Genomic DNA, 21,007 nt, shown 5'->3' on the forward strand with positions numbered 1-21,007 from the left:
CCGGGTGAGTCGTTAATGCGCAATCTCTGCATAGAAACCACGCGACAAACCGGCTGCAAGACGCGCTGAGTCGTTGAACGGCGGCTTAACGTGCCCCCTGAAGTGCTGTTTTACGAGGCTCTGCCAAAGGGATTCGGGTTCGGACTGCGCAATTTCGGCGCAGCGCAAAAAGTGTTTGGTGCCTGCCGCGACGTGGCGGATTTCGTCGTCAAGTATCCGCGCGAGAATTTTTGCGCCGCCCTCGTCACCCGCCGCGCGCACCCGGTCGAGCGTTGCGGGCGTGACGTCGAGCCCGCGCGCTTCCAGCACCATCGGCACCACGGCGAGCCGCGCGGCGACATCATGGCGGGTGGCGTGCGCTGCCTCCCACAATCCGGCATGGGCGGGGAGCGCGCCGTAATGGCTGCCGAGCTGTTCCAGCTTCCGCGCCAGCAAGGCGAAGTGCATCGCCTCGTCCGCCGCCACGGCGAGAAAGTCGGTGACGAAGTCCTCGCCCATCTCCGCGCCGAACCGCCCGGCCATGTCGAGCGCGAGGTCGATGGCGACAAACTCGATATGCGCGAGCGAATGCCACAGCGCGATTCGCCCGCGCTCGCTGCCGCCCTTGCGCCGCTTGGGCATCTGGCCGGGTGCAAGCAGTTCGGGCGAATCGGGCCAGGCGGGCTGATCCGGCATCGCCACGTCGAAGTCCCAGGCCAGCTTCCCCGACCGCCAGTCGCGCGCGACCTGACGGGTGGCAAAGCACTTGGCGCGCGGATCGGCGGTCAGCAGCGCGGCGCGGATGGCGCGGGCAAGGGTGGTCATGGGATGGGTGTCAGAGCGCTTTGGCGGCGGCGAGGACGTCCTCGGCGTGGCCGGCGACCTTCACCTTGTCCCAGATGCGCGCGATCTTGCCCGAGGCATCGACCAGATAGGTCGCGCGGACCATGCCCATGTAGGTCTTGCCGTACATCTGCTTCTCCGCCCACACGCCGAGCGCATCGGACAGCCCGCCTTCTTCGGCGTCAGTCGCCAACGGAGCGGTGAGGCCGTGCTTGGCGATGAACTTGGCGTGCTTCTTGGCCGGGTCCTTGCTGACGCCGAGCAGTTTCGTGCCAGCCGCTTCGAACTGATCCTTGAGTGCGGAGAAATCCTTGTTCTCGGTGGTGCAGCCGGGGGTGTCATCTTTCGGGTAGAAGAAGATTACCAGTTTGGAGCCGGCGAAATCCGATGGCTTCACGGTGCCGCCTTCGGGGGTTTCCATGGCGATATCGGGAATGGCGTCACCGACGCCGGGAAAAGTTGTCATGCGGGGTTCTCCTGTTCGATTGCGAGAATGTCTGGCCCGAGGATTTGTTTCCACACCGCCGCCACGCGCAGCCGTGCGGCGGTGAAGGCTTCGAGCAGCGCGTCATAGCTATCGCACCCGCAGGCCCGCGCCAGCGCCCGTGCGCCTGACGGCGGCGGCTCGCGCCCGTCGGGGGCGAGCAGGCGTCCGGCGACCAGCATCCGGCTCATCAAGGCATGAGGCGCGGCAAGATCGGCAGGGATCAGGCCCGCCTCCGCCAGCCCAGCCAGCGCTATCGCCAGATCGGGATCGAGCGCGTGGGGCGCGGCCTCGGCGAGGGACGTGCCATCCGCTGCTTCCCCCCGCAGTTGCAGATAGTGGACGAGGAACTCGATATCGACCAACCCGCCGCGCGCCAGTTTGGCATCGACCGGGCCGGTCGCCGGTTTGTGCTTCGCCATCTCGCCGCGCATCCCCAGCACCGCATCGCGCAACGAGTCGCGGTCGCGCGGCGCGTGCAGCACTTCGGCGAGCACCGCTTCCAGCCCGGCGCGGGCGTCAGGCGAGCCATAGAGCACCCGCGCGCGGGCCAGCGCCATGTGCTCCCACGTCCACGCCGCTTCGCGCTGGTACTTGCCGAAAGCCTCGCAGCTTACCGCCATCGGGCCCTGATTGCCCTGCGGCCTGAGGCGGGTGTCGACCTCGTAAAGCGCGCCCTGTGCCGTCGGTACTGACAGTGCCGCACTGACCCGGCTGGCGAGACGGTTGTAGTAGATCGTCGCCCCCAGCGGTCGATCCCCGTCCGACTGCGCGGCGAAATCGCCGGTGAACAGGTAGACGATGTCGAGGTCCGAGGCATGGGTCAGCGCCCCGCCGCCCAACCGCCCGAGGCCGAGGATCAGCAATTCGCTATCCGCAATCCGCCCGTGCTTGGCGGCGAACTCTGCCACCGTCGCCTCTGCCGCCAGCTGGAGCGCAGCTTCGGCTGTGCGGGACAGGGCGCGGGCGATATCGAGCGGATCGGCCAGCCCCTCGATCAGCTGGATGCCCAGCGCAAAGCGGATTTCGCCGGTGATGATGCGGATCGCGTCGAGCAGCGCCTCGTAATCGTCGCGCGCCGCCGCGCCGCGCATCCGCGCCATGATCGCTGGCGTTGCGCCGGGCAGATCCAGCGCATCGCGATCGATCAGCGTGTCAAGCAGTTCGGGCTTGCGCGCCAGCTCGTCCGACAGCGCCGGGGCGAGGGTCAGGGCGGCGACCAGCCGTGCGATGAGATCGGGCCTGGCATCGAGCAGGCGGAAGGTGGTGATGAGGCTGGGGACGCTCTCGATGATGCGTTCCCAGCGGGTGATCGCGCGTGTCGGATCATCGCTCGCCGCCATTGCTTCGAGCAGCGCCGGGGCCAGCCTGTCCCAAGCCGCGACCGCCTGCGGGGACCGGATCGCGGCATGCCGCCCGTCGCGCCAGCTTTCGATGCGTTCGGCAAGGGTGTCGGGCTCGGCAAAACCCCATTCAGCCAGCTGGTGGGTGAGCGCGCTCACCGGCATGGCGACCGGCGCGGGTGCGGTGTCGCGGCGACCGATCAGCTCTTCGTAGATGCTCCCAGTGCGCTCGGTCAGCGCGGTCAGCTCCGCGACCAGCGCCGCGCCGTCCGCCAACCCGTCGAGCTGCGCGACATTGTCGAGCGCTGCGCCTTCGGGAAGCGCATGGGTCTGGCGGTCGTGGACCATCTGCAAGCGGTGCTCGATCTGGCGCAGCCGGTCGTAACCTTCCCCGAGCACTGCCGCGTTATCGGCGGTGATCCACCCCGCTTGCGCCAAGGCATCCAGCGCCGCGCGGGTGCCGCGCACCCGCAGCGAGGCATCGCGCCCACCGTGGATCAGCTGGTGGGTCTGCGCGTAGAACTCGATTTCACGGATGCCGCCGCGCCCGCGCTTGACGTCGAAGCCGGGGCCGGGGGCGGGTGGGCCCTCGTGGCTGTCACGGATGCGGTGGGTGAGCGCGCTGATCTCCTCGATCGCGCCGAAATCGAGCTGGCCGCGCCACACGAAGGGACGGATCGCGGCGAGGAAATCCTCGCCCGCGGCAATGTCCCCGGCCGCTGCCCGCGCGCGGGTGAAGGCGGCGCGCTCCCACGCCAGCGCCGCGCCCTGATAATGGGTCAGCGCCGCACCCACCGGTACGCAGAGCGGGCTGACCTCGCTGGCGGGGCGCAGCCTGAGGTCGACCCGCAGCGCGTAACCATCGGCGGTGTTGCCGGCGAGCAGCGCGACGATCCGCCGCGCATAACGCTGCGCTGCCTCGCCCGGATCGTCGCTGGCGCGGCGCGGCAGGTGCTCGCGGTCGAACAGCAGGATCGGATCAATGTCTGATGAATAGTTGAGCTCGCCTGCCCCCTGCTTGCCCAGGGCCAGCGCGATGAAACCGTCGGCGCTGTCCTCTCCGGTGCGTTCGGCGATGGCGGTGCGGATCGCGCGGTCCAATGCGCGGTCGGCGAAACCGGTCAGCTCGCCCACCACCTGCGGCAGCGGAAAGGCGCCTGCCAGATCGCCCACCGCCAGCGCCGCTGCCAGTGCCAGCCGCTCGCGGCGCAGCGCCACTTCGGCGTCGGGCTCCTTCCCTTGCGCTTTGGCCCAAGCCAGCGCCGCCGCGCCATCCCCGGCGGCCAGCAGAGCGGCGAGTTCCGGCTGGCGATCAAGCGCGCGCGCCAGAAAGGGTGCGTGATTGCGCGCACGGTGGAGCGCGCTGCCCCAGTCTGCTTGCCGGTTATCTCCCATCACCGCCTCTCTGGCCGCGCCGCGCCGATGCTGCAAGGGGAGTCCTTTGCGCCCTACCGCTACGCTACTTGAGGGCGTCCTTGCGCGTCGCTCAAGCGTCTGCGATGGGGCCGCGATGACCATGATCATGCCTCCCGAATGGGCCCCGCAGGACTGGCTGTGGATCGGCTTCCCGCACCTCGCCGAGGAATGGCCCGGCTGGCTTGAACCCGCGCAGGAGCAGATTGCGGCCTTCGCCTCTGCCGTGGCCGAGAGCGGGCAGGCGGTGCGCCTGCTGGTGCGCGACGAAGCCAACGAGGCCCGCGCCCGCGCGCTGGTGAGCAGCAAGGTGACGCTGGAGCGGCGCGTCTATGGCGATGTCTGGCTGCGCGACACTGGCCCGCTGGTGGTCTTCGAGAACGGGACGCGCACCGCGCGGCGGTTCGGCTTCAATGGCTGGGGTGGCAAATATCTGATGCCCGGCGATCAGGAGATCGGTGCGCAGCTCGCGCGCGATGCGGGGCTGGAGATCACCGCCACGCCGATGATCCTTGAAGGCGGCGCGGTGGACGGTGACGGCACCGGGCTGGTGGCGACGACCGAGCAATGCCTGCTCAATCCCAATCGCAACCCGCACCTGTCCCGCGCAGACATCGAAGCAGAGCTTGCCGCGCAGCTCGGCTTCAACCGCGTGCTGTGGCTCGGCGATGGCCTCATCAACGACCATACCGATGGCCATGTCGATAACCTTGCGCGGTTCGTCGGCCCGAATCGGCTGGTGGTGCCGGAAGCGACCGGCGCGGATGATCCCAACGCCGAGATCTATGTCGATGCCGCCGCGCGCGCCGAGGCTTTCGGTGTCGAGGTGGTGCGCATACCCTCGCCCGGTCTGCTTACCCGCGACGGGGTGGTGGAACCGGCCAGCTATGTGAACTTCGCGATCACATCGCATCTGGTGGTGGTGCCGACCTTCGGCTCGCCCCATGATGCCGACGGGGTCGCTGCCATCGCAGCCCTGTTCCCCGACCGTGACACCATCGGCCTGCCGGGCGAGGCGGTGCTGGCAGGGGGCGGCGGGTTCCACTGCGCCAGCCAGCAGATGCCATCCGCCCTACAGGTAAATTAACGCTTCGTTAGGGATTTGGGAGCAGAGTGCGGCCCATGAACCGCGCTCTTGCTCTCGCCCTGCCGCTCGCCACCGCGACCCGCATCGATTCGCTTGATCTCGCGCGCCGCGTGATCGTACTCGGCTGTGCCGCTGCGCTGATCCTTGCGGGCAAGGCCCTGCCGTTCTGACCATAGCCGCGTAACCGGACGTCCGGTCAGCGCGAACCTATCCTCGACACAGAGTGCGAGGATGCCCCCGATGACCTTCAATCGCCCGACACTTGCGATGCTCGGCATTATTGCCGTGCTCGGCGCTGCCACCCTTGGCCTGCCGCAGGGCGCGCCCGCTGCCCCCAAGTCCAAGACCCCGGACATCGCCGCTTCGGGCGAGCCGGTGCTGCTCGAACTGTTCACCAGTCAGGGCTGCTCATCCTGCCCCCCGGCCGACAAGCTGGCGGAGACGCTCGTCCGGCAGCCGGGGCTCGTGGTGATCGCCCGGCCGGTGACCTATTGGGACCGGCTCGGGTGGAAGGACACGCTGGCGCGCGAGAGCAATACCGAGCTTCAGCGAGATTATGCGCGCCGCGGACTTGAGGGACGCAACGGTGTCTACACCCCGCAACTGGTGATCGACGGAACCTTCGGTGCGGTCGGCTCGCGCGGCGAGGACGTAGCTGCCGGGGTCAAGCGCTTTGGCGGCAAGGGCGGTGCGGCGATCGCGGTGACGGGCGGCGCGGCCAAGGGCTATACCGCCCGGATCGACGGCACAGTGAAGGGCGCGGCCGAGCTTGTGCTGGTCGCGGTCACCCGCAAGGTCGAAGTCGGCATCGGCAGCGGCGAGAATGGCGGGCGCAAGGTCAGCTACACCAACGTATTGCGCGCCGAGACCAGGCTCGCCGGTTGGCAGGGTGGCAAGGCGAGCATTGCGATCAGCCCCTCGCAATTGAAGGTGCAGGGCGCTGACCGCTATGCGCTGGTGCTCCGCCAGCCGGACGGCGGCAAGGTGTTGGCCGCGCGCTGGCTCGCCTGAGAGCCTCCGCTCAAGCCGCCAGATCGGGCGGCGTTCCCTCTGCCTTCAACATTGCGATCGCATCGGCGAGGCTCATCACCTTCTGATGTTCCGCGCCCAGCGTGCGGACCGCGACGGTGCCTTCCTCGGCCTCGCGCTTGCCGACCACCAGCAGGTGCGGGACCTTGGCGAGCGAGTGTTCGCGGACCTTGTAGTTGATCTTCTCGTTGCGGGTGTCGGTCTCCACGCGGATGCCCGCCGCGCGAAGCTGGGCGGCGACGTCTTCGGCATAGCCGTCCGCGTCCGAGACGATGGTCGCGACAACCGCCTGCACCGGGGCGAGCCATGTCGGCAGCTTGCCCGCAAAATGCTCGATCAGGATGCCGATGAAGCGCTCGTAGCTCCCGAAGATCGCGCGGTGGAGCATCACCGGGCGGTGCTTCTCGCCGTCCTCGCCGATGTAGTGCGCGTCGAGCCGCTCGGGCAGCACGCGGTCGGACTGGATCGTCCCGACCTGCCAGGTGCGCCCGATCGCGTCGGTCAGGTGCCACTCCAGCTTGGGAGCATAGAACGCGCCCTCACCGGGGAGTTCCTCCCATTCGAGGCCGTTGGCGGTGAGCGCGTCGCGCAATTCCTGCTCGGCCTTGTCCCAATCGGCTTCACTGCCGAAGCGCTTTTCGGGGCGCAGGGCGAGCTTGATGTCATAGGTGAAGCCGAAATCGCGGTAGACGCTATCGGCCAGCGCGATGAAGGCCTGAACCTCGGCCACGACCTGTGCCTCGGTGCAGAAGATATGCGCATCGTCCTGCGTGAACTGGCGCACCCGCATCAGCCCGTGGAGCGCGCCGTGGGGTTCGTTGCGGTGGCAGCAGCCCATCTCGCCCAGCCGGATCGGCAGATCGCGGTAGGACGTGATGCCCTGCTTGAACACCATCACATGCGCCGGGCAGTTCATCGGCTTGATCGCCAGCCATTCGGCATCGTCCGCCACCTTCGGCGAAGCTGCACCGCTATCCTCGTCGACATCGGGCACCATGTCCGGCACCGCGAACATGTTCTGCGCATACTTCCCCCAGTGGCCTGACTGCGTCCACTGGCGCACGTCCATCAGCTGCGGGGTCTTGATCTCGCGGTAGCCTGAACCGTCCATCTTGCGCCGCATATAGGCTTCGAGCTCGCGCCAGATGCGGTAGCCCTTGGGGTGCCAGAAGACGCTCCCGTGGGCCTCTTCCTGCAAATGGAACAGGTCCATCTCGCGCCCCAGCTTGCGGTGATCGCGCTTGGCGGCTTCCTCCAGCCGCGTGAGGTGCGCCTGAAGCTGCTTCTTGTTGAGCCAGCCGGTGCCGTAGATGCGCGTCAGCTGCGCATTGTTCTGGTCGCCGCGCCAGTAAGCGCCCGCGACGCGCATCAGCTTGAAGGCGTCGGGATCAAGCTTGCCGGTGGAGGGCAGGTGCGGCCCGCGGCACATGTCGAGCCAGTCGTTGCCGCTCCAATAGACGGTCAGTTCCTCGCCCTCTGGCAGTTCCTTGGCCCATTCGGCCTTGAAGGACTCGCCCTCGCCCGCCCACTTGGCGATCAGCGCTTCGCGGCTCCACACTTCACGGCGCAGCGGCTTGTCGGCGCGGATGATGCGGCGCATTTCCTCCTCGATGGCGGGAAGATCGTCCATGCTGAACGGCTCGCGGCTGTCGGGGGCTTTCACATCATAATAGAACCCGTCTTCGGTCGAGGGGCCGAAGGTGATCTGCGTGCCGGGGAACAGCGCCTGCACCGCTTCGGCCAGCACGTGGGCAAAGTCATGGCGCGCGAGTTCGAGCGCATCAGCCTCGTCCCGCGCCGTGACCAGCGCGAGGTTCGCGTCGCCATCGAAAGGCCGGGTCAGATCGCGCAACTCGCCGTCCACCCGCGCGGCAATCGCCGCCTTGGCGAGGCCCGGGCCGATCGCCGCGGCGATGTCCGCCGGGGTCGACCCGGCAGGCACTTCGCGCACCGATCCATCGGGCAGGCTGATCTTGAGCAGTTCGGTCATCGTCGCGGTTCCGTCTCGTTTGGGCGCGCCTTAGGGCAAAGGGGAACGCACCGGAAGAGCGGTGTTGAACGAAGAACCGGTCTGGGGAGAACACCGCGCCGCCCCGAACCGGGCGGCGAGTGCTTGGGACTTAGCCCGCGCGCCGCCGCCCCCGGATGGTAGTCCGGGTCGTCGTGGTGCGGGTTGTGGTCAGCAGCATGGCCATGGCAGACGATATAGGCTGCCAAGGGTTAAAAGTCACCTGCAAGTCGATGGAAAGCGACCTTGACACATGAGGCGACTCAAATGTAAAGTGTCCTTGTCATTGTGCAAAAGGAGCTTTCCATGACCCGCATCCAAGAGGCGCTTTGTCTCGCGACTGTCCTCCTCGCCATCGCCGTTCTGGCGGTGTTCGATGTGATCCCTGAACAGGTCGCCCGGTTCGCGCCGCTCGCGGTGGTGCCGTGGATCATCCGCCGCAACCCCGCCTGCGCGACGGGAAGGGCCTGAGCCATGGCCAGAAACCCCGCCGCGGCCCGCTACACCAGGCGCATGGTGCTGATCGCCGCGGTCTATGTCGCCGGGATCGTGGTTGCGAGCCTGACGATCGACCGCGCCGCGCCGCTCGGGCCTCTCACCATCGGCCTCGCCCTGATCCCCGGCCTCGCCATGCTCGCCGCCATCGGCGCGATCGGGCGCTTCGTGGCGGAGATCCCGGACGAGTATCTGCGAATGCTCGAGGTGCGGAAGATCATTGTCGCGACCGGCGTCACCCTCGCGATCACGAGCGTGTGGGGGCTGCTCGAGCTCTATTCCGACAGTCTGCCGCGCCTGCCGGTGTTCTACGTCTTCCCGATCTGGTGCGGGGGGCTGTTCGTCGGCCAGCTGGTCAACCGCTTCGCCTTTGGTGACGACGACGCGGGGAATTGCCCATGAACAACCGCCTGCGTGTGTTGCGCGCCGAGCATGGCTGGAGCCAGCAAGACCTCGCCGACCGGCTGGGCGTGTCGCGCCAAAGCGTCAACGCCATCGAGAAGGGTCGCTACGATCCCTCGCTCCCGCTCGCCTTCACCATTGCCGACGTATTCGGCCTGCCCATCGAGGCGATTTTCACCCGCAATTAAACCGCCAGCTTGCCCGAACCCTTCTCGGTCGCAATCCGCTTCGTGCCTGCCAGCTTTGTCGAACGCTGCTTTACACCGGTGCTGAAGCGGTATTCGGTCACCGCGCGCGCCGGGGTCAGCTCCACCACCATGTAGCCGCGCTGCGCGGTGTCGGCCCAGACAAGCTGGTCGTTTTCCTTGACGAGCGATGCGGCCAGCGCGTCGGGCTTGATGAAGGACAGGTAGCTTTCAAACCCCGGCGAGCTGACCGAGCAGACGCCGAGTTCGACGCCCACCGCCGCGCCTTCGTGCGCCAGTTCGAAGCCCCAGCCATTGTGGGTGTCGCCCGCCAGCACCAGCAGGTTGGCATCGGCGTTGAGCGCGGATTTGAACACCCGTTCGCGCGCGGCGGGGTATCCGTCCCACGCATCAAGGTTGGAAGGCAGGCCCACCCCGCTCGCCGCGATCGCCGTGGCGAGCCGTTCGCGGATAAAGTCCGGCAATTCCGCGCCCAGTTCGGCGGCGAGACTGGCGGGGGTCTTGAGATTGCCGATCAGCACCTGCTGCACCAGCACCTGCCATGCCGTACCGCTGGCGGTGGAGGCGGCAAGCCCCTCGGCAAGCCACGTCTCCTGCGAGGCACCCAGCAATTGCCGGCCAGGCGCGGCCCAATCGCCATCCCTGAAAGTGGTCAGCGCGTCATTGATCGCCTTGGGATCGGTCTTCCCCCGCAGCACTGCCGCCAGATCAAGCTGCTTGTCGCGCCCTTCCAGGCGGGTGTCGAGCCGGAACAGAGTCGCCAGATCGCCGACCTGATAGGCGGCATAGGGCGCATCGGAGACGGGCATCCATTCGCGGTAGGCCTGCTTGGCCGCCGCCTTGCGCACGGCCCAGTCGCCCTCTGCGGGCTGGTGGTTCTGTGCGCCGTCCTTGTAGCTGTCGTTCGCGCTTTCGTGATCGTCCCACACAGCGATCATCGGCAGCACCTGATGCAGGCGCTGGCAATCGGGATCGGCGCGGTAGGTGGCGTAGCGCAGGCGGTAATCGGTCAGGGCGACGATCTCGCTCGTCGGCGCGATCACGCGGTCCGGGTGCGCTTGTCCGGTGGAGGGGAAAGTATCTACGCCATATTCGTAGATGTAATCGCCCAGATGCACCGCGAGGTCGGCGTCATTCGCCTCGACCGCATGGCCATAGGCGTTGAACCAGCCAAACCCGAAGTTGGAGCAGGAAAACACCGCCATGCGGAAACTGGTCGAAGGCCCTTCCGGGAGCGTGCGAGTGCGCCCGACCGGCGAGATCGCGCCGCCCGGCGCGACAAAGCGGAAGAAATACCAGCGATCGGGTGAAAGGCCGGTGGCGACACCCTTGGCGCACCAGTCGCGCTCCGGTACGGCGGTGACGCTGCCTTCGGCCACGGGACGGGTGAAATCCTCGCTCTCGCTCACCTGCCAGGTCAGCGTCGTCTCCGCCTCGGCGACATAGCGGGTCCACAGCAGCACCGACTTGGCCGAAGGCTCGCCGCTTGCGACATTATGGGTGAAGCCGGTGCCGAAACTGCGCGCAGCGAGCGGCGCTGCGGCCAGCGCGGCGCCAGCGCCGGCGAGGGTGAACAGGCTGCGGCGGGTCAGCGCCGTGGGTGAAGCGGCCGGCTGGGCGGCGGTGTCGGTCTTGAACATGGGCCTTCGCTTATCCCTCTCCCGTTGCGCTGCTGTGACAGTCGTGAGGTGTCACAATGGTTGCCTTTTCAGGGGCGCGCAAGGCATGGAGGGGCGCATGAGCGAGATCATGCACCACACCCTTTATGACGGCCGCCGCGTGGCCTTCCGCTACACCCACGGCAGCGGCCCGTGCCTCGTCTTCCTGCCCGGCTACATGTCCGACATGAGCGGCAGCAAGGCGACCGCGCTGTTCGCCGAGGCGCAGGAAAAAGGCCGCGCCTGCCTGCTGCTCGACTATTCGGGCTGCGGGCAGAGTGCCGGCGATTTTGCGGACGGAATGCTGAGCCGTTGGCGCGATGAAGTGCAGGCGCTGGTGGCCTCCTATGTCAGCGGGCCGGTGCTGCTGGTCGGATCGTCGATGGGCGGGTGGCTGATGCTGCTGGTGGCGGAGCATCTCAAGGACCGCCTCGCCGGAATGATCGGCATCGCCCCCGCGCCCGATTTCACCCGCTGGGGCTATGGCGAGGAACAGCGTGCAGCGCTGGCGGCGGGGGAGACGATCACCGAGCCCAATCCCTATGGCCCCGAACCCACGCCAACTTACGCGAAATTCTTCGCCGATGCCGAATGCCATCTGCGGCTGGACAGTGCGATCGACCTCACCTGCCCGGTGCGCCTGCTGCACGGCAAGGCCGACGCCGATGTGCCTTGGGAGACTTCGCTTCGTCTGAAAGCGGTGCTCCGGTCGGACGATATTCAGGTGACGCTGGTAGAAGACGGCGATCACCGCCTGTCGCGGGATAGCGATATCGCCGCTCTCAAAGCCATCGTGGCCGAATTCTACCGATAGGACGCCCAGTGTCACTGCTCCTCGCGCTGCTGCTGCAAGTCGGCCCCAATCCGCTGGGCGGGGCCATGCCGCAGGATGATCTGTTCCGCGACCGCCCGCCGCGTCCGGAAGCCGAGCAGGGGGAGCTGAACGCCACCAGCGCGTGGCTCGAAGGCTGCCTTGCCCAACTGGCCGAGGATCCGGCGCGCGCCCATTCCATGGCGCAAATCCGCCGCGCCGAGACCAAGGGCGCTGACCGGGTGATGGCCAACCACTGCATCGGCCTTGCGGCGAGCGAGCTGGGTCTGTGGGACGATGCCCGCACGGCCTTTACCGCCGCCCGCGCCGAAACCCCCGAGGATGAAGCCCGCACCCGCGCCCGCTTTGCCGCGCTGGCTGGCAATGCCGCACTGGCGGGCGGGGATCAGGCCGGTGCGCTTGAACTGCTGACGCTTGCAGAAGGCGAAGCGCGCTCCGCCAAGTCCGCGCCGCTCGAAGCCATCGCCGCGACCGACCGCGCCCGCGTGTTGGTAATGCTGGGGCGCGGCGAGGAGGCGCTGCCGTTGCTGGAGAACGCCACCACGCTTGCGCCCGACCGCGCCGAGGGCTGGCTGCTCAAGGCGACGCTGCTGCGCCGCCTCGACCGGCTGGGCGAAGCGCAGACCACCATCGAACGCGCCGCCGCGCTGGCCCCGACCAATCCCGAGATCGGCCTCGAAGCAGGCGTGATCGCTGTGCTGGCCGGGCGGGACGATGCCGCGCGGGCCAGCTGGCAGTCGGTGATCGACCTCGCCCCGGAAAGCCCCGTCGCCACTATCGCCAAGGACTACCTTGCGCAGCTCGGCAATGCGGGCGAGACTGCCAACGCCCCTCAGGAGACGCCGCAGCCATGACCCGATTTTCCGTGCTCGATCTGGTGCCGGTGCGCGAGGGCGGGACGCTGTCCGAAGCCTTCGCCGACGCTGCCGATCTCGCCCGTGCTGCCGAAGCTTTCGGTTGCGACCGTTTCTGGGTAGCCGAACATCACGCGATGGACGGGATCGCAGGCGGGGCAACTTCAGTGGTGCTCGCCCATATCGGCAACGCGACCAGCCGCATCCGCATCGGATCGGGCGGGATCATGCTGCCCAACCACACCCCGTTCCAGATCGCCGAGCAGTTCGGCACGCTGGACGCGCTGTTCCCGGGGCGGATTGACCTCGGGCTGGGCCGCGCGCCGGGGGCCGGGCCGGAATTGCAGCGGGCCTTGCGCAAGAACCTCAACCAGGCCGCCGAATATTTCCCGCAGGACGTGGTCGAACTGCGCGCGTTGCTGACGGGCGATTACGATCTGCCGATCACCGCCACGCCGGGTCTTGGTGCCAAGGTCGAGCTGTGGATGCTCGGATCGAGCCTGTTCGGCGCGCAGCTCGCCGCCAAGCTGGGGATGCCTTACGCCTTCGCCGCCCATTTCGCGCCCGATCACCTTGATGCCGCGCTGGCGGTCTATCGCCGCGATTTCCAGCCATCCGAGGCGCTGGACAAGCCCCATGTGATGGTGGCGATGAACGTCTTCGCCGCCGAGACCGAGGCCGGGGCCCGCCTGCTTGCCTCCAGCCAGCAGCAAAGCTTCGTGCGGCTACGCACCGGCCAGCCGGGCAAGCTGCCGCCGCCGATCGAAGGCTATACCGACACGCTCCCCGCCAGCGCGCAGGCGATGCTCGCGCATATCGGGCAGGCCGCCGCTGTCGGCACGCCGGCGCAGGTGCGCGATGGCATCGCCGCCTTCACCGCGCGCACCGGAGCGGACGAGATCCTGCTGTGCGGCGCGACCTACGATCCCGCCGCCCGCACCCGCAGCCTTGAAATGACGCTGGATGCGTGCCGCGCGATGGTTGACGCTTAGGTCAGCAATCATCTCACTTGCGCAGGGCGGGGGTAAAGGCGTATCGCGGTCAGACACGATAACAACAATCCGGCACAATAATATTGCTTGAAGGCGAAGCCGGATACGCAGGATGAGCAGGAGCCGAACATGGGGTCGAAGACCGTCGCCACCGCGACACCCAAAGCGCCCGAGCGCGCGCTGATCAAAGCCCTTCGTCACCAGCTGGAAGCCTCGCTGCTGCCCGGCGACGCCCCGATCGACAAGGCGGCGCTGGATGAAGCCGCCAGCTATCTCCTCACTTCCGCCGCAAACCGCGCCCCCGGCCAATCACTCGTGCAGGTCGAATCCGCCACCGGCGCGCGGCGCCACCTGCGCATCGCGGTGATCAATGACGACAAGCCCTTCCTCGTCGATTCGGTGGCTGCGGCCATCGCCACGCAAGGGGTCGGGATCGACCGGCTGCTGCACCCGGTCGTCCCCGTGGAGCGCGACGCATCGGGCGCGATCACCGCACTGGGCAAGACGGGCGGTCGCGAATCGCTGATCTATATCGAAACCCCGCGCGTCGACGCGCGCCAGCGCCGCGATCTTCTCGAAGCGCTGCAAACCACTCTGGCCGATGTGCAGGCGGCGGTGAGCGACTGGCTGAAAATGCAGGCCGCGATCAAGGCCGATGCCGCTCTCGCAGAAGCGATCGACCCCGAAGCGGGCGCTTTGCTCGCATGGCTGGGCGGCGGAATGCTGACCCAGCTCGGCCACATGACCCGCCGCCGTGATGGCACCACCGCCGAACGGCTCGGCATCTGCGCGGCGTCTGCCAGCGAGTTGCTGGCCGAGGTGTCCTATGATCGCGCTTTCGAATGGTTCGACAGCCACGACAAGGCGGACAAGCCCCGCGCGCTGCTGGCGATCAAGTCCAACGTGCAGGCGCGCGTCCACCGCGCCAGCCCGCTCGATCTGTTCATCGTGCCGGTACGGGAGGGCGGACGGGTCACCGCGCTTTCGATCCACGCCGGGCTGTGGACCAGCGCCGCGCTGAACGAGCGCCCGCTTGAGGTGCCTGTGCTGCGCGCGATGGTGGCGGATATGACCGTGCGGCTCGGCTTCGATCCGGCGGGGCATAATGGCAAGGCGCTGGTGCACGCCTTCACCTCGCTGCCCAATGATCTGCTCACCGCCTTCGAGCCGGATCGCGTGATCGATCTGGTGACCGCCAAGATGGCGCTGATCGACCGTCCGCGCCCGCGCCTGATCATGGTGCGCGCCACGCTGGAGCGGCACATCTTCGCCTTCGTCTGGCTGCCGCGCGACCAGCTTTCCACCGATGTGCGCTTGCAGATCCAGGCGATGCTGCTCGGCACGCCGGGCGCGGCGCTGCTCGACTGGAGCCTTGAGGTCGAAAGCAGCTCGCTCGCGCTGCTGCGTTTTCTGATTGATGTGCGCGGCTGCGATGACCTGCCAAACGATGCAGCGATCGAAGCGCAGCTGGTCGATCTGCTGCGCGGCTGGAACGAGGCGGTGGCGAACCACCTCGCCGATACCGAGGAAGAAGGCCGCGCCGCCGCGCTCGCCGCGCGCTATGCCCCCGCCTTCCCGACCGGCTACCGCCTGACCTATGGCGCGCATGAGGCAGCACGCGATATCGCCAAGCTGCGCACGCTCGCCGTGGCCGAGGGCGAAGCAACCCACACCGACCGTGCGGTGCGGCTCTACCGCCTGAACGGCGACGGGGCCGAGACGCTGCGGCTGAAGATTTACCTCACCCGCGGCGCGCTGGCGTTGTCCGATGCGGTGCCGGCACTGGAAAATTTCGGGTTCCGCGTGCTCGCCGAAGTGCCGACCTTCCTGACCGATGCGGCGCTCGGGTCGATCCACGACTTCATCCTGACCCTGCCCGCCGGGCGCGAGGCTGGCGCGCTGCTGGAGCGTGCTGCGCTGATCGAGAATGCGCTCGCCGATGTGCTGAATGGCGCGGCGGAGGATGATCCGTTCAACCGCCTCGTCCCCGCCGCCGGGCTGCTGCCGCGTGACGCGAACTGGATGCGCGCGATCTACCGCTACCTGCGCCAGACCGGGGTGAGCTACACGATCTACACCGTGGTCGATGCGCTGGTCGCCGCGCCGCAAGTGACGCGGGCGATGATCGCGCTGTTCGAAGCGCGCCATGATCCGGCCTTCACGGGTGACCGCGATGACGCCATCGCCGCCGCCGGGGCCGCCTTCACGCGGGGCCTGTCGAAAGTCACCGCGATCAACGACGACCGGTTGCTGCGGCTCTACCGCGCGGTGATCGATGCGGTGCTGCGCACCAATGCCTTTGCCCCTGCTTCCACCGAGGCACTGGCCTTCAAGCTCGACAGCCACCTCGTCCCCGGCCTGCCCAAGCCCGTGCCATGGCGCGAGATCTTCGTTTACAGCCCGCGGGTGGAGGGCATCCACCTGCGCTCGGGCGCGGTAGCGCGCGGGGGCCTGCGCTGGTCCGACCGGCGCGACGACTTCCGCACCGAAATCCTCGGCCTGATGAAGGCACAGCGGGTCAAGAACGCGGTGATCGTGCCGACCGGGGCGAAGGGCGGGTTCTATCCCAAGCAGCTTCCTTCCCCTGCCATCGACCGCGAAGGCTGGGCAGCCGAGGGCCGTGCATCCTACGAAATCTTCATCCGCACGCTGCTGTCGGTCACCGACAACATCGAAGACGGCAAGGTCGTCCACCCCAAGGGCGTGACCGTGCTCGACGGCGAAGACCCCTATTTCGTGGTCGCCGCGGACAAGGGCACCGCAACCTTCTCCGACATCGCCAACGGCATCGCGCAGGGCCGCGATTTCTGGCTGGATGACGCCTTCGCCAGCGGCGGATCGAACGGATACGACCACAAGGCGATGGGCATCACCGCGCGCGGCGCGTGGGTGAGCGTGCAGCGCCACTTCCGCGAAATGGGCGTCGATGTGCAGAGCGATTCCGTCACCGTCGCGGGCTGCGGCGATATGTCGGGCGATGTGTTCGGCAACGGGATGCTGCTGTCCAAGGCGCTGAAACTGGTCGCCGCCTTCGACCACCGCCACATCTTCATCGACCCCACCCCCGATCCGCTGGCGAGCTGGAACGAGCGCGCACGGATGTTCGCGCTGCCCCGGTCGAGCTGGGACGATTACGACAAGGCGCTGATCTCCAAGGGCGGCGGGGTGTTCCCGCGCAGTGCCAAGGTCATCAAGCTGTCCAAACAGGCGCGCGAGGTGCTGGGCATCGACGTGAAGGAGATCGAGCCCGAAGCGCTGATCTCCGCAATTCTGCGCAGCCCCGTGGACCTGATGTGGTTCGGCGGGATCGGCACCTATGTGAAGGCGCCGCAGGAAAACCACATCCAGGTCGGCGATCCGGCCAATGACGGCCTGCGCGTCGATGCCACCGAAATCCGCGCGCGGGTGATCGGTGAGGGCGCGAACCTCGGCGTGACGCAGGCGGGGCGCATCGCCTTCTCGCTGGCGGGGGGCCGCATCAACACCGACTTCATCGACAATTCGGCAGGCGTCGATTGCTCGGACAACGAGGTCAACATCAAGATCGCGCTGGCGGCGGCCACCGCGAGCGGCAAGCTGTCCGGGAAAAAGCGCAACACGCTGCTCGCCAGCATGACCGACGAAGTCGCCGCGCTGGTCCTGGAAGACAACCGCTTGCAGGCGCTCGCCCTGTCGGTCGCCGAAAGCGGCGGGGCCGGGGCCACGCCCGCCTATGTCCGCCTGATCGAGCGGCTGGAGGAAGTCAGCGATTTCGACCGGCGCACCGAAGGTCTGGCCGATGGCGAGGTGCTGACCCGCCGCGCGGCTGACGGGCAGGGGCTGACCCGCCCGGAACTCGCGGTGCTGCTGTCTTCGGCCAAGCTGGCGCTGCAGGAAGCCATCGAGGACAGCACGCTGCCCGACGATCCGGTGCTCGAACCGGTGCTGATCGCGCGCTTCCCCGCGCCGATGCGCAAGACCTATGCCGACGAGATTCGCGGCCACCGGCTACGGCGCGAGATGATCGCCACCAGCCTGTCGAACCGCATGGTCAACCGGCTGGGCATGGTCCACCCCTTCGAACTCGCTGAAGAGGAAGGCGTCGGCCTTGCCGAGGTGGCGGCGGCCTTTGTTGTGGCGGAACGCCTGTTCGGCCTCGAACCGCTATGGCGCGAGCTTGATGACGCCGCGATCCCCGAAGCCGCGCGCCTTGCGCTGTTCGGGCGGTTGGCGGCGGCGGTCGGCAACCTGATGAGCGATGTGCTGCGCACCGCTTCGGGCAAGGTGGTCGCAGGGGCGATGATCGGTGCCTTGGCGCAAGGCGTGACCGAGCTGGTCGCGGGCCGCGAGGATCTGCTCACGGCTGAACCGCGCGCCCGTTCGATGGAGCTGCGGCAGGGTTTTGTCGCCGTCGGCGCACCCGAGGCGCTGGCCGCGCGGGTGGCCAACCTGTTCGACTTCGACGGCGCTGTCGGCCTTGCCCAGAGCGCGCAGGCCAGCGGGATCGAACCGCGCCTGCTCACCCACGCCTTCACCGATATCGGCACGGCATTGGGCCTAGACTGGGCGCAGGGGACGGCGGCGCATATGAGCCCCTCCGACGTGTGGGAACGGCTGCTGGTCTCCGGCCTGGCGCGCGATTTCCAGCAGATGCGAATCGAGTTCCTGCGGCGGCTGATGCAGGCCAAGGCTGGGCCCAAGGCAGGCAACTTCGATCCGCGCGGCAGCGTGGCCGAATGGGCGGCGCGCAATGCGCAGGGTGTCGCGCAGTTCCGCGCAATGATCGCCCGCGCGCAGGCCCGCCCGCCGGTCGGCGCGGCAATGCTGGCGCAGATCGCCAGTCAGGCGCGGAACTTGCTCGAACGGTAGCACTCTTCCTATTGGCGGGTTGACCCTCCGACTGTTTGCGCCACATCAAGGGCCGCATTCAGCCGGAGGGGCATAGCCGCAGCATGACATCAGATAACCAAAGCCACGCAGACGTCGTGATCGTCGGCACCGGCCACGGCGGTGCGCAGGCGGCGATCGCCCTGCGCCAGCACGGCCACGAAGGCTCGATCCTGATGATCGGGCGCGACGATGCACCGCCCTATGAACGCCCGCCGCTCTCCAAGGAGTATCTCGCGGGCGACAAGGGGTTCGAACGGATCATGATCCGGCCCGAAAAGTTCTGGGCGGAAAAAGACATTGCCTTGCGCCTCGGCGCGGCGGTGACGGGGATTGATCCTGTCCGGCACACGCTGACCCTCAGCGATGGCGGGCAGGTGACCTACCGCAAGCTGATCTGGTCGGGCGGGGGCGATCCGCGCCGCCTGCCGGTGCCGGGCGCGGTGCTGCCGCAAGTCTTCTACGTCCGCGACAAGTCAGATGCCGATGCGATGATGCAGGCGCTGTCCGACGGGGCGAAGCGCGCGCTGGTGATCGGTGGCGGCTATATCGGGCTAGAAGCGGCGGCTGTGCTGCGCAAGCTCGGCTGCGAGGTCGTGCTGGTCGAGATGCTGCCCCGCCTGCTGGCGCGCGTGGCGGGCGAGGAGCTGTCGACCTTCTATGCCGAGGAGCACCGCAGGCAGGGCGTCGATGTGCGGCTGAGCACCGGCGTTCAAGCCGTGCTGGGTGAGGAGGCTGGGCGCGTCACCGGCGTCAGGCTCGACAATGGCGAGGAAGTGGCCTGCGACATGGTGATCGTCGGCATCGGCGTGGTCCCCGCAGTCGCGCCGCTGATCGCGGCCGGGGCGGCGGGATCGAACGGGGTCGATGTCGACTTCTGCTGCCGCACCACGCTGGATGATGTCTACGCCATCGGGGACTGCGCCGCGCACGCCAACGACTTTGCCGATGGTGCGGTGATCCGGCTCGAATCCGTGCAGAACGCGCATGACATGGCCAACACCGTCGCCAAGGCGATCATGGGCGAGAAGGAGCCTTACCATGCGCTGCCGTGGTTCTGGTCGAACCAGTATGATCTGAAGCTGCAAACGGCAGGATTGAGCCTCGGCTTCGATGCGACCGTGCTGCGCGGCGATCCGGACACGCGCAAGTTTACCGTGGTGTACCTCAAGGGCGGGGTGCCGATTGCCTTCGACTGCGTGGGAACGATGAAGGACTATGTGCAGGCGCGAAAGCTGCTGGAAAGCGGGGCGGGGAAGATCGATCCGGCGCTGCTGGCCGATCCCGAGGTGGCGTTGAAGGACCTGATCTGAATCTCCCCTCCCCTTGCGGGAGGGGCTGGGGGAGGGGACGAGGCCACTGGCCTCGCACGTGGCCGCTGGCGTGGAGCCCCCTCCCCCCAACCCCTCCCGCAAGGGGAGGGGGAGCGCGGCCGTCACTTCCCAAGCTTCTCCAAAGCCCACCCGGCCGCCTCGGCGACCACCGGATCGGGGTCTGCGGTTAACGCGCGCACCGGCGCGGTTAGCGCCGGGTTGCCGCTATTGCCCGCGGCATAGAGGCAGTTGCGCACGAACCTGTCCCGCCCGATTCGCTTGATCGGCGAGCCGGAGAACAGCGCGCGGAACCCCGCATCATCCAGCGCCAGCAGTTCGGAAAGGCGCGGCGCGACCAGTTCGGCGCGGGGGAGGAATTCGCGGATCGCCTGCGCTTCGCTCGCGAACTTGTTCCACGGGCAGACCGCAAGGCAATCGTCGCAGCCGTAGATGCGGTTGCCCAGTGCCTCGCGGAATTCCTCCGCAATCGGGCCTTTGTGCTCGATGGTGAGGTAGGAAATGCAGCGCCGCGCATCGAGCCTGTAGGGCGCGGGGAAGGCGTCCGTGGGGCAGGCGTCCAGGCAGGCGCGGCAGCTTCCGCATTGGTCGCGGTGCGGCTCTGCCGGGGCGAGGTCGAGCGTCGTGTAGATCGCGCCCAGAAACAGCCAGCTGCCGTGGGTGGGGCTGACCATGTTGGTGTGCTTGCCCTGCCACCCGATCCCCGCCGCTTCGCCCAGCGGCTTTTCCATCACCGGAGCGGTGTCGACGAACACCTTCACCTCAGCCTCCGGCGCCGTGGCGACCAGCCAGCGGGCGAGCGCCTTGAGGCGCTTTTTCACCACATCGTGATAGTCCTTGCCCTGCGCGTAAACCGAGATGCGGGCGTGATCGGGCGCGCCTTCCAGCGCCAGCGGATCATGCGCGGGGGCATAGCTCATCCCCAGCGCGATGACGCTGCGTGCGGCGGGCCACAGGCCCTGGGGCGAGCGGCGATGCTCGGCGCGCGCCTCCATCCACTCCATGCTGGCGTGATGTCCCTCGCCCAGCCACGTTTCGAGCCGCTGGCTGCGCAAGGGGTCTTCGCCCGCGCCGGTAAACCCGCAGACGGCAAAGCCCAACGCTGCCGCCTCCCCGGAAATCCGGGCCGCAAGATCATCTCTTGCCGGGGTGTTAACCATGTTCGGAGAGGCTCCCGTTTAATCC

Annotated in this window: 17 protein-coding genes; 11 read left to right on the plus strand and 6 right to left on the minus strand. The window is 67.8% G+C overall.

Going from position 1 to position 21,007, the window contains the following annotated elements; all coding sequences use genetic code 11:
- Positions 1 to 12: 12 nt before the first annotated feature.
- The 3 genes from KVF90_RS03010 to glnE are packed head-to-tail and all read right to left on the minus strand — an operon-like array spanning position 13 to position 4,044.
- Positions 13 to 804 carry a ferritin-like domain-containing protein gene (locus KVF90_RS03010; RefSeq protein WP_264393365.1) on the minus strand — a complete coding sequence of 264 codons (792 nt, stop codon included), beginning with the start codon at positions 802 to 804 and terminating at the stop codon, positions 13 to 15.
- Between the two features lie 10 nt (positions 805 to 814).
- Positions 815 to 1,288, minus strand: coding sequence for a peroxiredoxin (locus KVF90_RS03015; protein WP_264393366.1), 474 nt, complete (start codon positions 1,286 to 1,288; stop codon positions 815 to 817).
- A complete protein-coding gene (glnE, locus tag KVF90_RS03020; protein ID WP_264394646.1) occupies positions 1,285 to 4,044 on the minus strand; it encodes a bifunctional [glutamate--ammonia ligase]-adenylyl-L-tyrosine phosphorylase/[glutamate--ammonia-ligase] adenylyltransferase in 2,760 nt (919 codons plus the stop codon). The genes KVF90_RS03015 and glnE overlap by 4 nt, the downstream gene beginning before the upstream one ends.
- 115 nt (positions 4,045 to 4,159) lie before the next feature.
- Between glnE and KVF90_RS03025 the strand changes: the two genes are divergently transcribed.
- The 3 genes from KVF90_RS03025 to KVF90_RS03035 all read left to right on the plus strand — a co-directional run bounded on the left by KVF90_RS03025 (position 4,160) and on the right by KVF90_RS03035 (position 6,160).
- Positions 4,160 to 5,149, plus strand: coding sequence for an agmatine deiminase family protein (locus tag KVF90_RS03025; protein ID WP_264393367.1), 990 nt, complete (start codon positions 4,160 to 4,162; stop codon positions 5,147 to 5,149).
- Positions 5,150 to 5,184: 35 nt separating this feature from the next.
- Complete coding sequence (locus tag KVF90_RS03030) at positions 5,185 to 5,319, plus strand: hypothetical protein (protein ID WP_264393368.1); 135 nt, start codon at positions 5,185 to 5,187, stop codon at positions 5,317 to 5,319.
- Positions 5,320 to 5,389: 70 nt separating this feature from the next.
- Positions 5,390 to 6,160: a DUF1223 domain-containing protein gene (locus KVF90_RS03035; RefSeq protein ID WP_264393369.1), complete on the plus strand. Its 771-nt coding sequence runs from the start codon at positions 5,390 to 5,392 to the stop codon at positions 6,158 to 6,160.
- Positions 6,161 to 6,170: 10 nt separating this feature from the next.
- Here KVF90_RS03035 and thrS read toward each other — a convergent pair whose 3' ends face one another.
- Entirely contained in the window at positions 6,171 to 8,168 is a 1,998-nt protein-coding gene (thrS, locus tag KVF90_RS03040; RefSeq protein WP_264393370.1) for a threonine--tRNA ligase, read from the minus strand.
- Positions 8,169 to 8,492: 324 nt separating this feature from the next.
- On the opposite strand from thrS, the gene KVF90_RS03045 reads away from it, so the two are divergent.
- From KVF90_RS03045 to KVF90_RS03055, 3 genes are read left to right on the plus strand one after another with little or no spacing between them, the layout of a single operon-like run.
- Complete coding sequence (locus KVF90_RS03045) at positions 8,493 to 8,657, plus strand: hypothetical protein (RefSeq protein ID WP_264393371.1); 165 nt, start codon at positions 8,493 to 8,495, stop codon at positions 8,655 to 8,657.
- 3 nt (positions 8,658 to 8,660) lie between these two features.
- Positions 8,661 to 9,083 (plus strand): hypothetical protein, encoded by a 423-nt coding sequence (locus tag KVF90_RS03050; protein ID WP_264393372.1) that lies wholly within the window; start codon positions 8,661 to 8,663, stop codon positions 9,081 to 9,083.
- Positions 9,080 to 9,271: a helix-turn-helix transcriptional regulator gene (locus KVF90_RS03055; protein ID WP_264393373.1), complete on the plus strand. Its 192-nt coding sequence runs from the start codon at positions 9,080 to 9,082 to the stop codon at positions 9,269 to 9,271. Before KVF90_RS03050 ends, KVF90_RS03055 begins: the two co-directional genes overlap by 4 nt.
- Here KVF90_RS03055 and KVF90_RS03060 read toward each other — a convergent pair.
- Positions 9,268 to 10,929: an alkaline phosphatase D family protein gene (locus tag KVF90_RS03060; protein WP_264393374.1), complete on the minus strand. Its 1,662-nt coding sequence runs from the start codon at positions 10,927 to 10,929 to the stop codon at positions 9,268 to 9,270. The two genes, KVF90_RS03055 and KVF90_RS03060, sit on opposite strands and share 4 nt — an antisense overlap.
- Positions 10,930 to 11,026: 97 nt before the next feature.
- On the opposite strand from KVF90_RS03060, the gene KVF90_RS03065 reads away from it, so the two are divergent.
- The 5 genes from KVF90_RS03065 to KVF90_RS03085 all read left to right on the plus strand — a co-directional run bounded on the left by KVF90_RS03065 (position 11,027) and on the right by KVF90_RS03085 (position 19,804).
- Complete coding sequence (locus tag KVF90_RS03065) at positions 11,027 to 11,761, plus strand: alpha/beta fold hydrolase (protein WP_264393375.1); 735 nt, start codon at positions 11,027 to 11,029, stop codon at positions 11,759 to 11,761.
- Between the two features lie 8 nt (positions 11,762 to 11,769).
- Positions 11,770 to 12,633, plus strand: a complete 864-nt coding sequence (locus KVF90_RS03070; RefSeq protein ID WP_264393376.1) for a tetratricopeptide repeat protein — start codon at positions 11,770 to 11,772, stop codon at positions 12,631 to 12,633.
- Complete coding sequence (locus KVF90_RS03075; RefSeq protein ID WP_264393377.1) at positions 12,630 to 13,625, plus strand: LLM class flavin-dependent oxidoreductase; 996 nt, start codon at positions 12,630 to 12,632, stop codon at positions 13,623 to 13,625. Before KVF90_RS03070 ends, KVF90_RS03075 begins: the two co-directional genes overlap by 4 nt.
- Positions 13,626 to 13,754: 129 nt before the next feature.
- Entirely contained in the window at positions 13,755 to 18,473 is a 4,719-nt protein-coding gene (locus tag KVF90_RS03080) for an NAD-glutamate dehydrogenase (protein ID WP_264393378.1), read from the plus strand.
- 83 nt (positions 18,474 to 18,556) lie between these two features.
- Complete coding sequence (locus KVF90_RS03085; RefSeq protein WP_264393379.1) at positions 18,557 to 19,804, plus strand: NAD(P)/FAD-dependent oxidoreductase; 1,248 nt, start codon at positions 18,557 to 18,559, stop codon at positions 19,802 to 19,804.
- 122 nt (positions 19,805 to 19,926) lie between these two features.
- Here KVF90_RS03085 and queG read toward each other — a convergent pair whose 3' ends face one another.
- Positions 19,927 to 20,982 carry a tRNA epoxyqueuosine(34) reductase QueG gene (gene queG, locus KVF90_RS03090; protein WP_264393380.1) on the minus strand — a complete coding sequence of 352 codons (1,056 nt, stop codon included), beginning with the start codon at positions 20,980 to 20,982 and terminating at the stop codon, positions 19,927 to 19,929.
- Positions 20,983 to 21,007 lie beyond the last annotated feature (25 nt).

Origin of the sequence: Porphyrobacter sp. ULC335 (genome assembly GCF_025917005.1) — a bacterium.
Classification (GTDB): domain Bacteria; phylum Pseudomonadota; class Alphaproteobacteria; order Sphingomonadales; family Sphingomonadaceae; genus Erythrobacter.

What these genes read in the sequence shown, in the direction of transcription:
- thrS (WP_264393370.1), bottom strand. Translation starts at nt 8,168, where the DNA reads ATGACCGAACTGCTCAAGATCAGCCTGCCCGATGGATCGGTGCGCGAA.
- KVF90_RS03025 (WP_264393367.1), top strand. Translation starts at nt 4,160, where the DNA reads ATGACCATGATCATGCCTCCCGAATGGGCCCCGCAGGACTGGCTGTGG.
- KVF90_RS03050 (WP_264393372.1), top strand. Translation starts at nt 8,661, where the DNA reads ATGGCCAGAAACCCCGCCGCGGCCCGCTACACCAGGCGCATGGTGCTG.
- glnE (WP_264394646.1), bottom strand. Translation starts at nt 4,044, where the DNA reads ATGGGAGATAACCGGCAAGCAGACTGGGGCAGCGCGCTCCACCGTGCG.
- KVF90_RS03060 (WP_264393374.1), bottom strand. Translation starts at nt 10,929, where the DNA reads ATGTTCAAGACCGACACCGCCGCCCAGCCGGCCGCTTCACCCACGGCG.
- KVF90_RS03045 (WP_264393371.1), top strand. Translation starts at nt 8,493, where the DNA reads ATGACCCGCATCCAAGAGGCGCTTTGTCTCGCGACTGTCCTCCTCGCC.
- KVF90_RS03055 (WP_264393373.1), top strand. Translation starts at nt 9,080, where the DNA reads ATGAACAACCGCCTGCGTGTGTTGCGCGCCGAGCATGGCTGGAGCCAG.
- KVF90_RS03085 (WP_264393379.1), top strand. Translation starts at nt 18,557, where the DNA reads ATGACATCAGATAACCAAAGCCACGCAGACGTCGTGATCGTCGGCACC.
- KVF90_RS03080 (WP_264393378.1), top strand. Translation starts at nt 13,755, where the DNA reads ATGGGGTCGAAGACCGTCGCCACCGCGACACCCAAAGCGCCCGAGCGC.
- KVF90_RS03010 (WP_264393365.1), bottom strand. Translation starts at nt 804, where the DNA reads ATGACCACCCTTGCCCGCGCCATCCGCGCCGCGCTGCTGACCGCCGAT.
- queG (WP_264393380.1), bottom strand. Translation starts at nt 20,982, where the DNA reads ATGGTTAACACCCCGGCAAGAGATGATCTTGCGGCCCGGATTTCCGGG.
- KVF90_RS03030 (WP_264393368.1), top strand. Translation starts at nt 5,185, where the DNA reads ATGAACCGCGCTCTTGCTCTCGCCCTGCCGCTCGCCACCGCGACCCGC.
- KVF90_RS03015 (WP_264393366.1), bottom strand. Translation starts at nt 1,288, where the DNA reads ATGACAACTTTTCCCGGCGTCGGTGACGCCATTCCCGATATCGCCATG.
- KVF90_RS03075 (WP_264393377.1), top strand. Translation starts at nt 12,630, where the DNA reads ATGACCCGATTTTCCGTGCTCGATCTGGTGCCGGTGCGCGAGGGCGGG.
- KVF90_RS03065 (WP_264393375.1), top strand. Translation starts at nt 11,027, where the DNA reads ATGAGCGAGATCATGCACCACACCCTTTATGACGGCCGCCGCGTGGCC.
- KVF90_RS03035 (WP_264393369.1), top strand. Translation starts at nt 5,390, where the DNA reads ATGACCTTCAATCGCCCGACACTTGCGATGCTCGGCATTATTGCCGTG.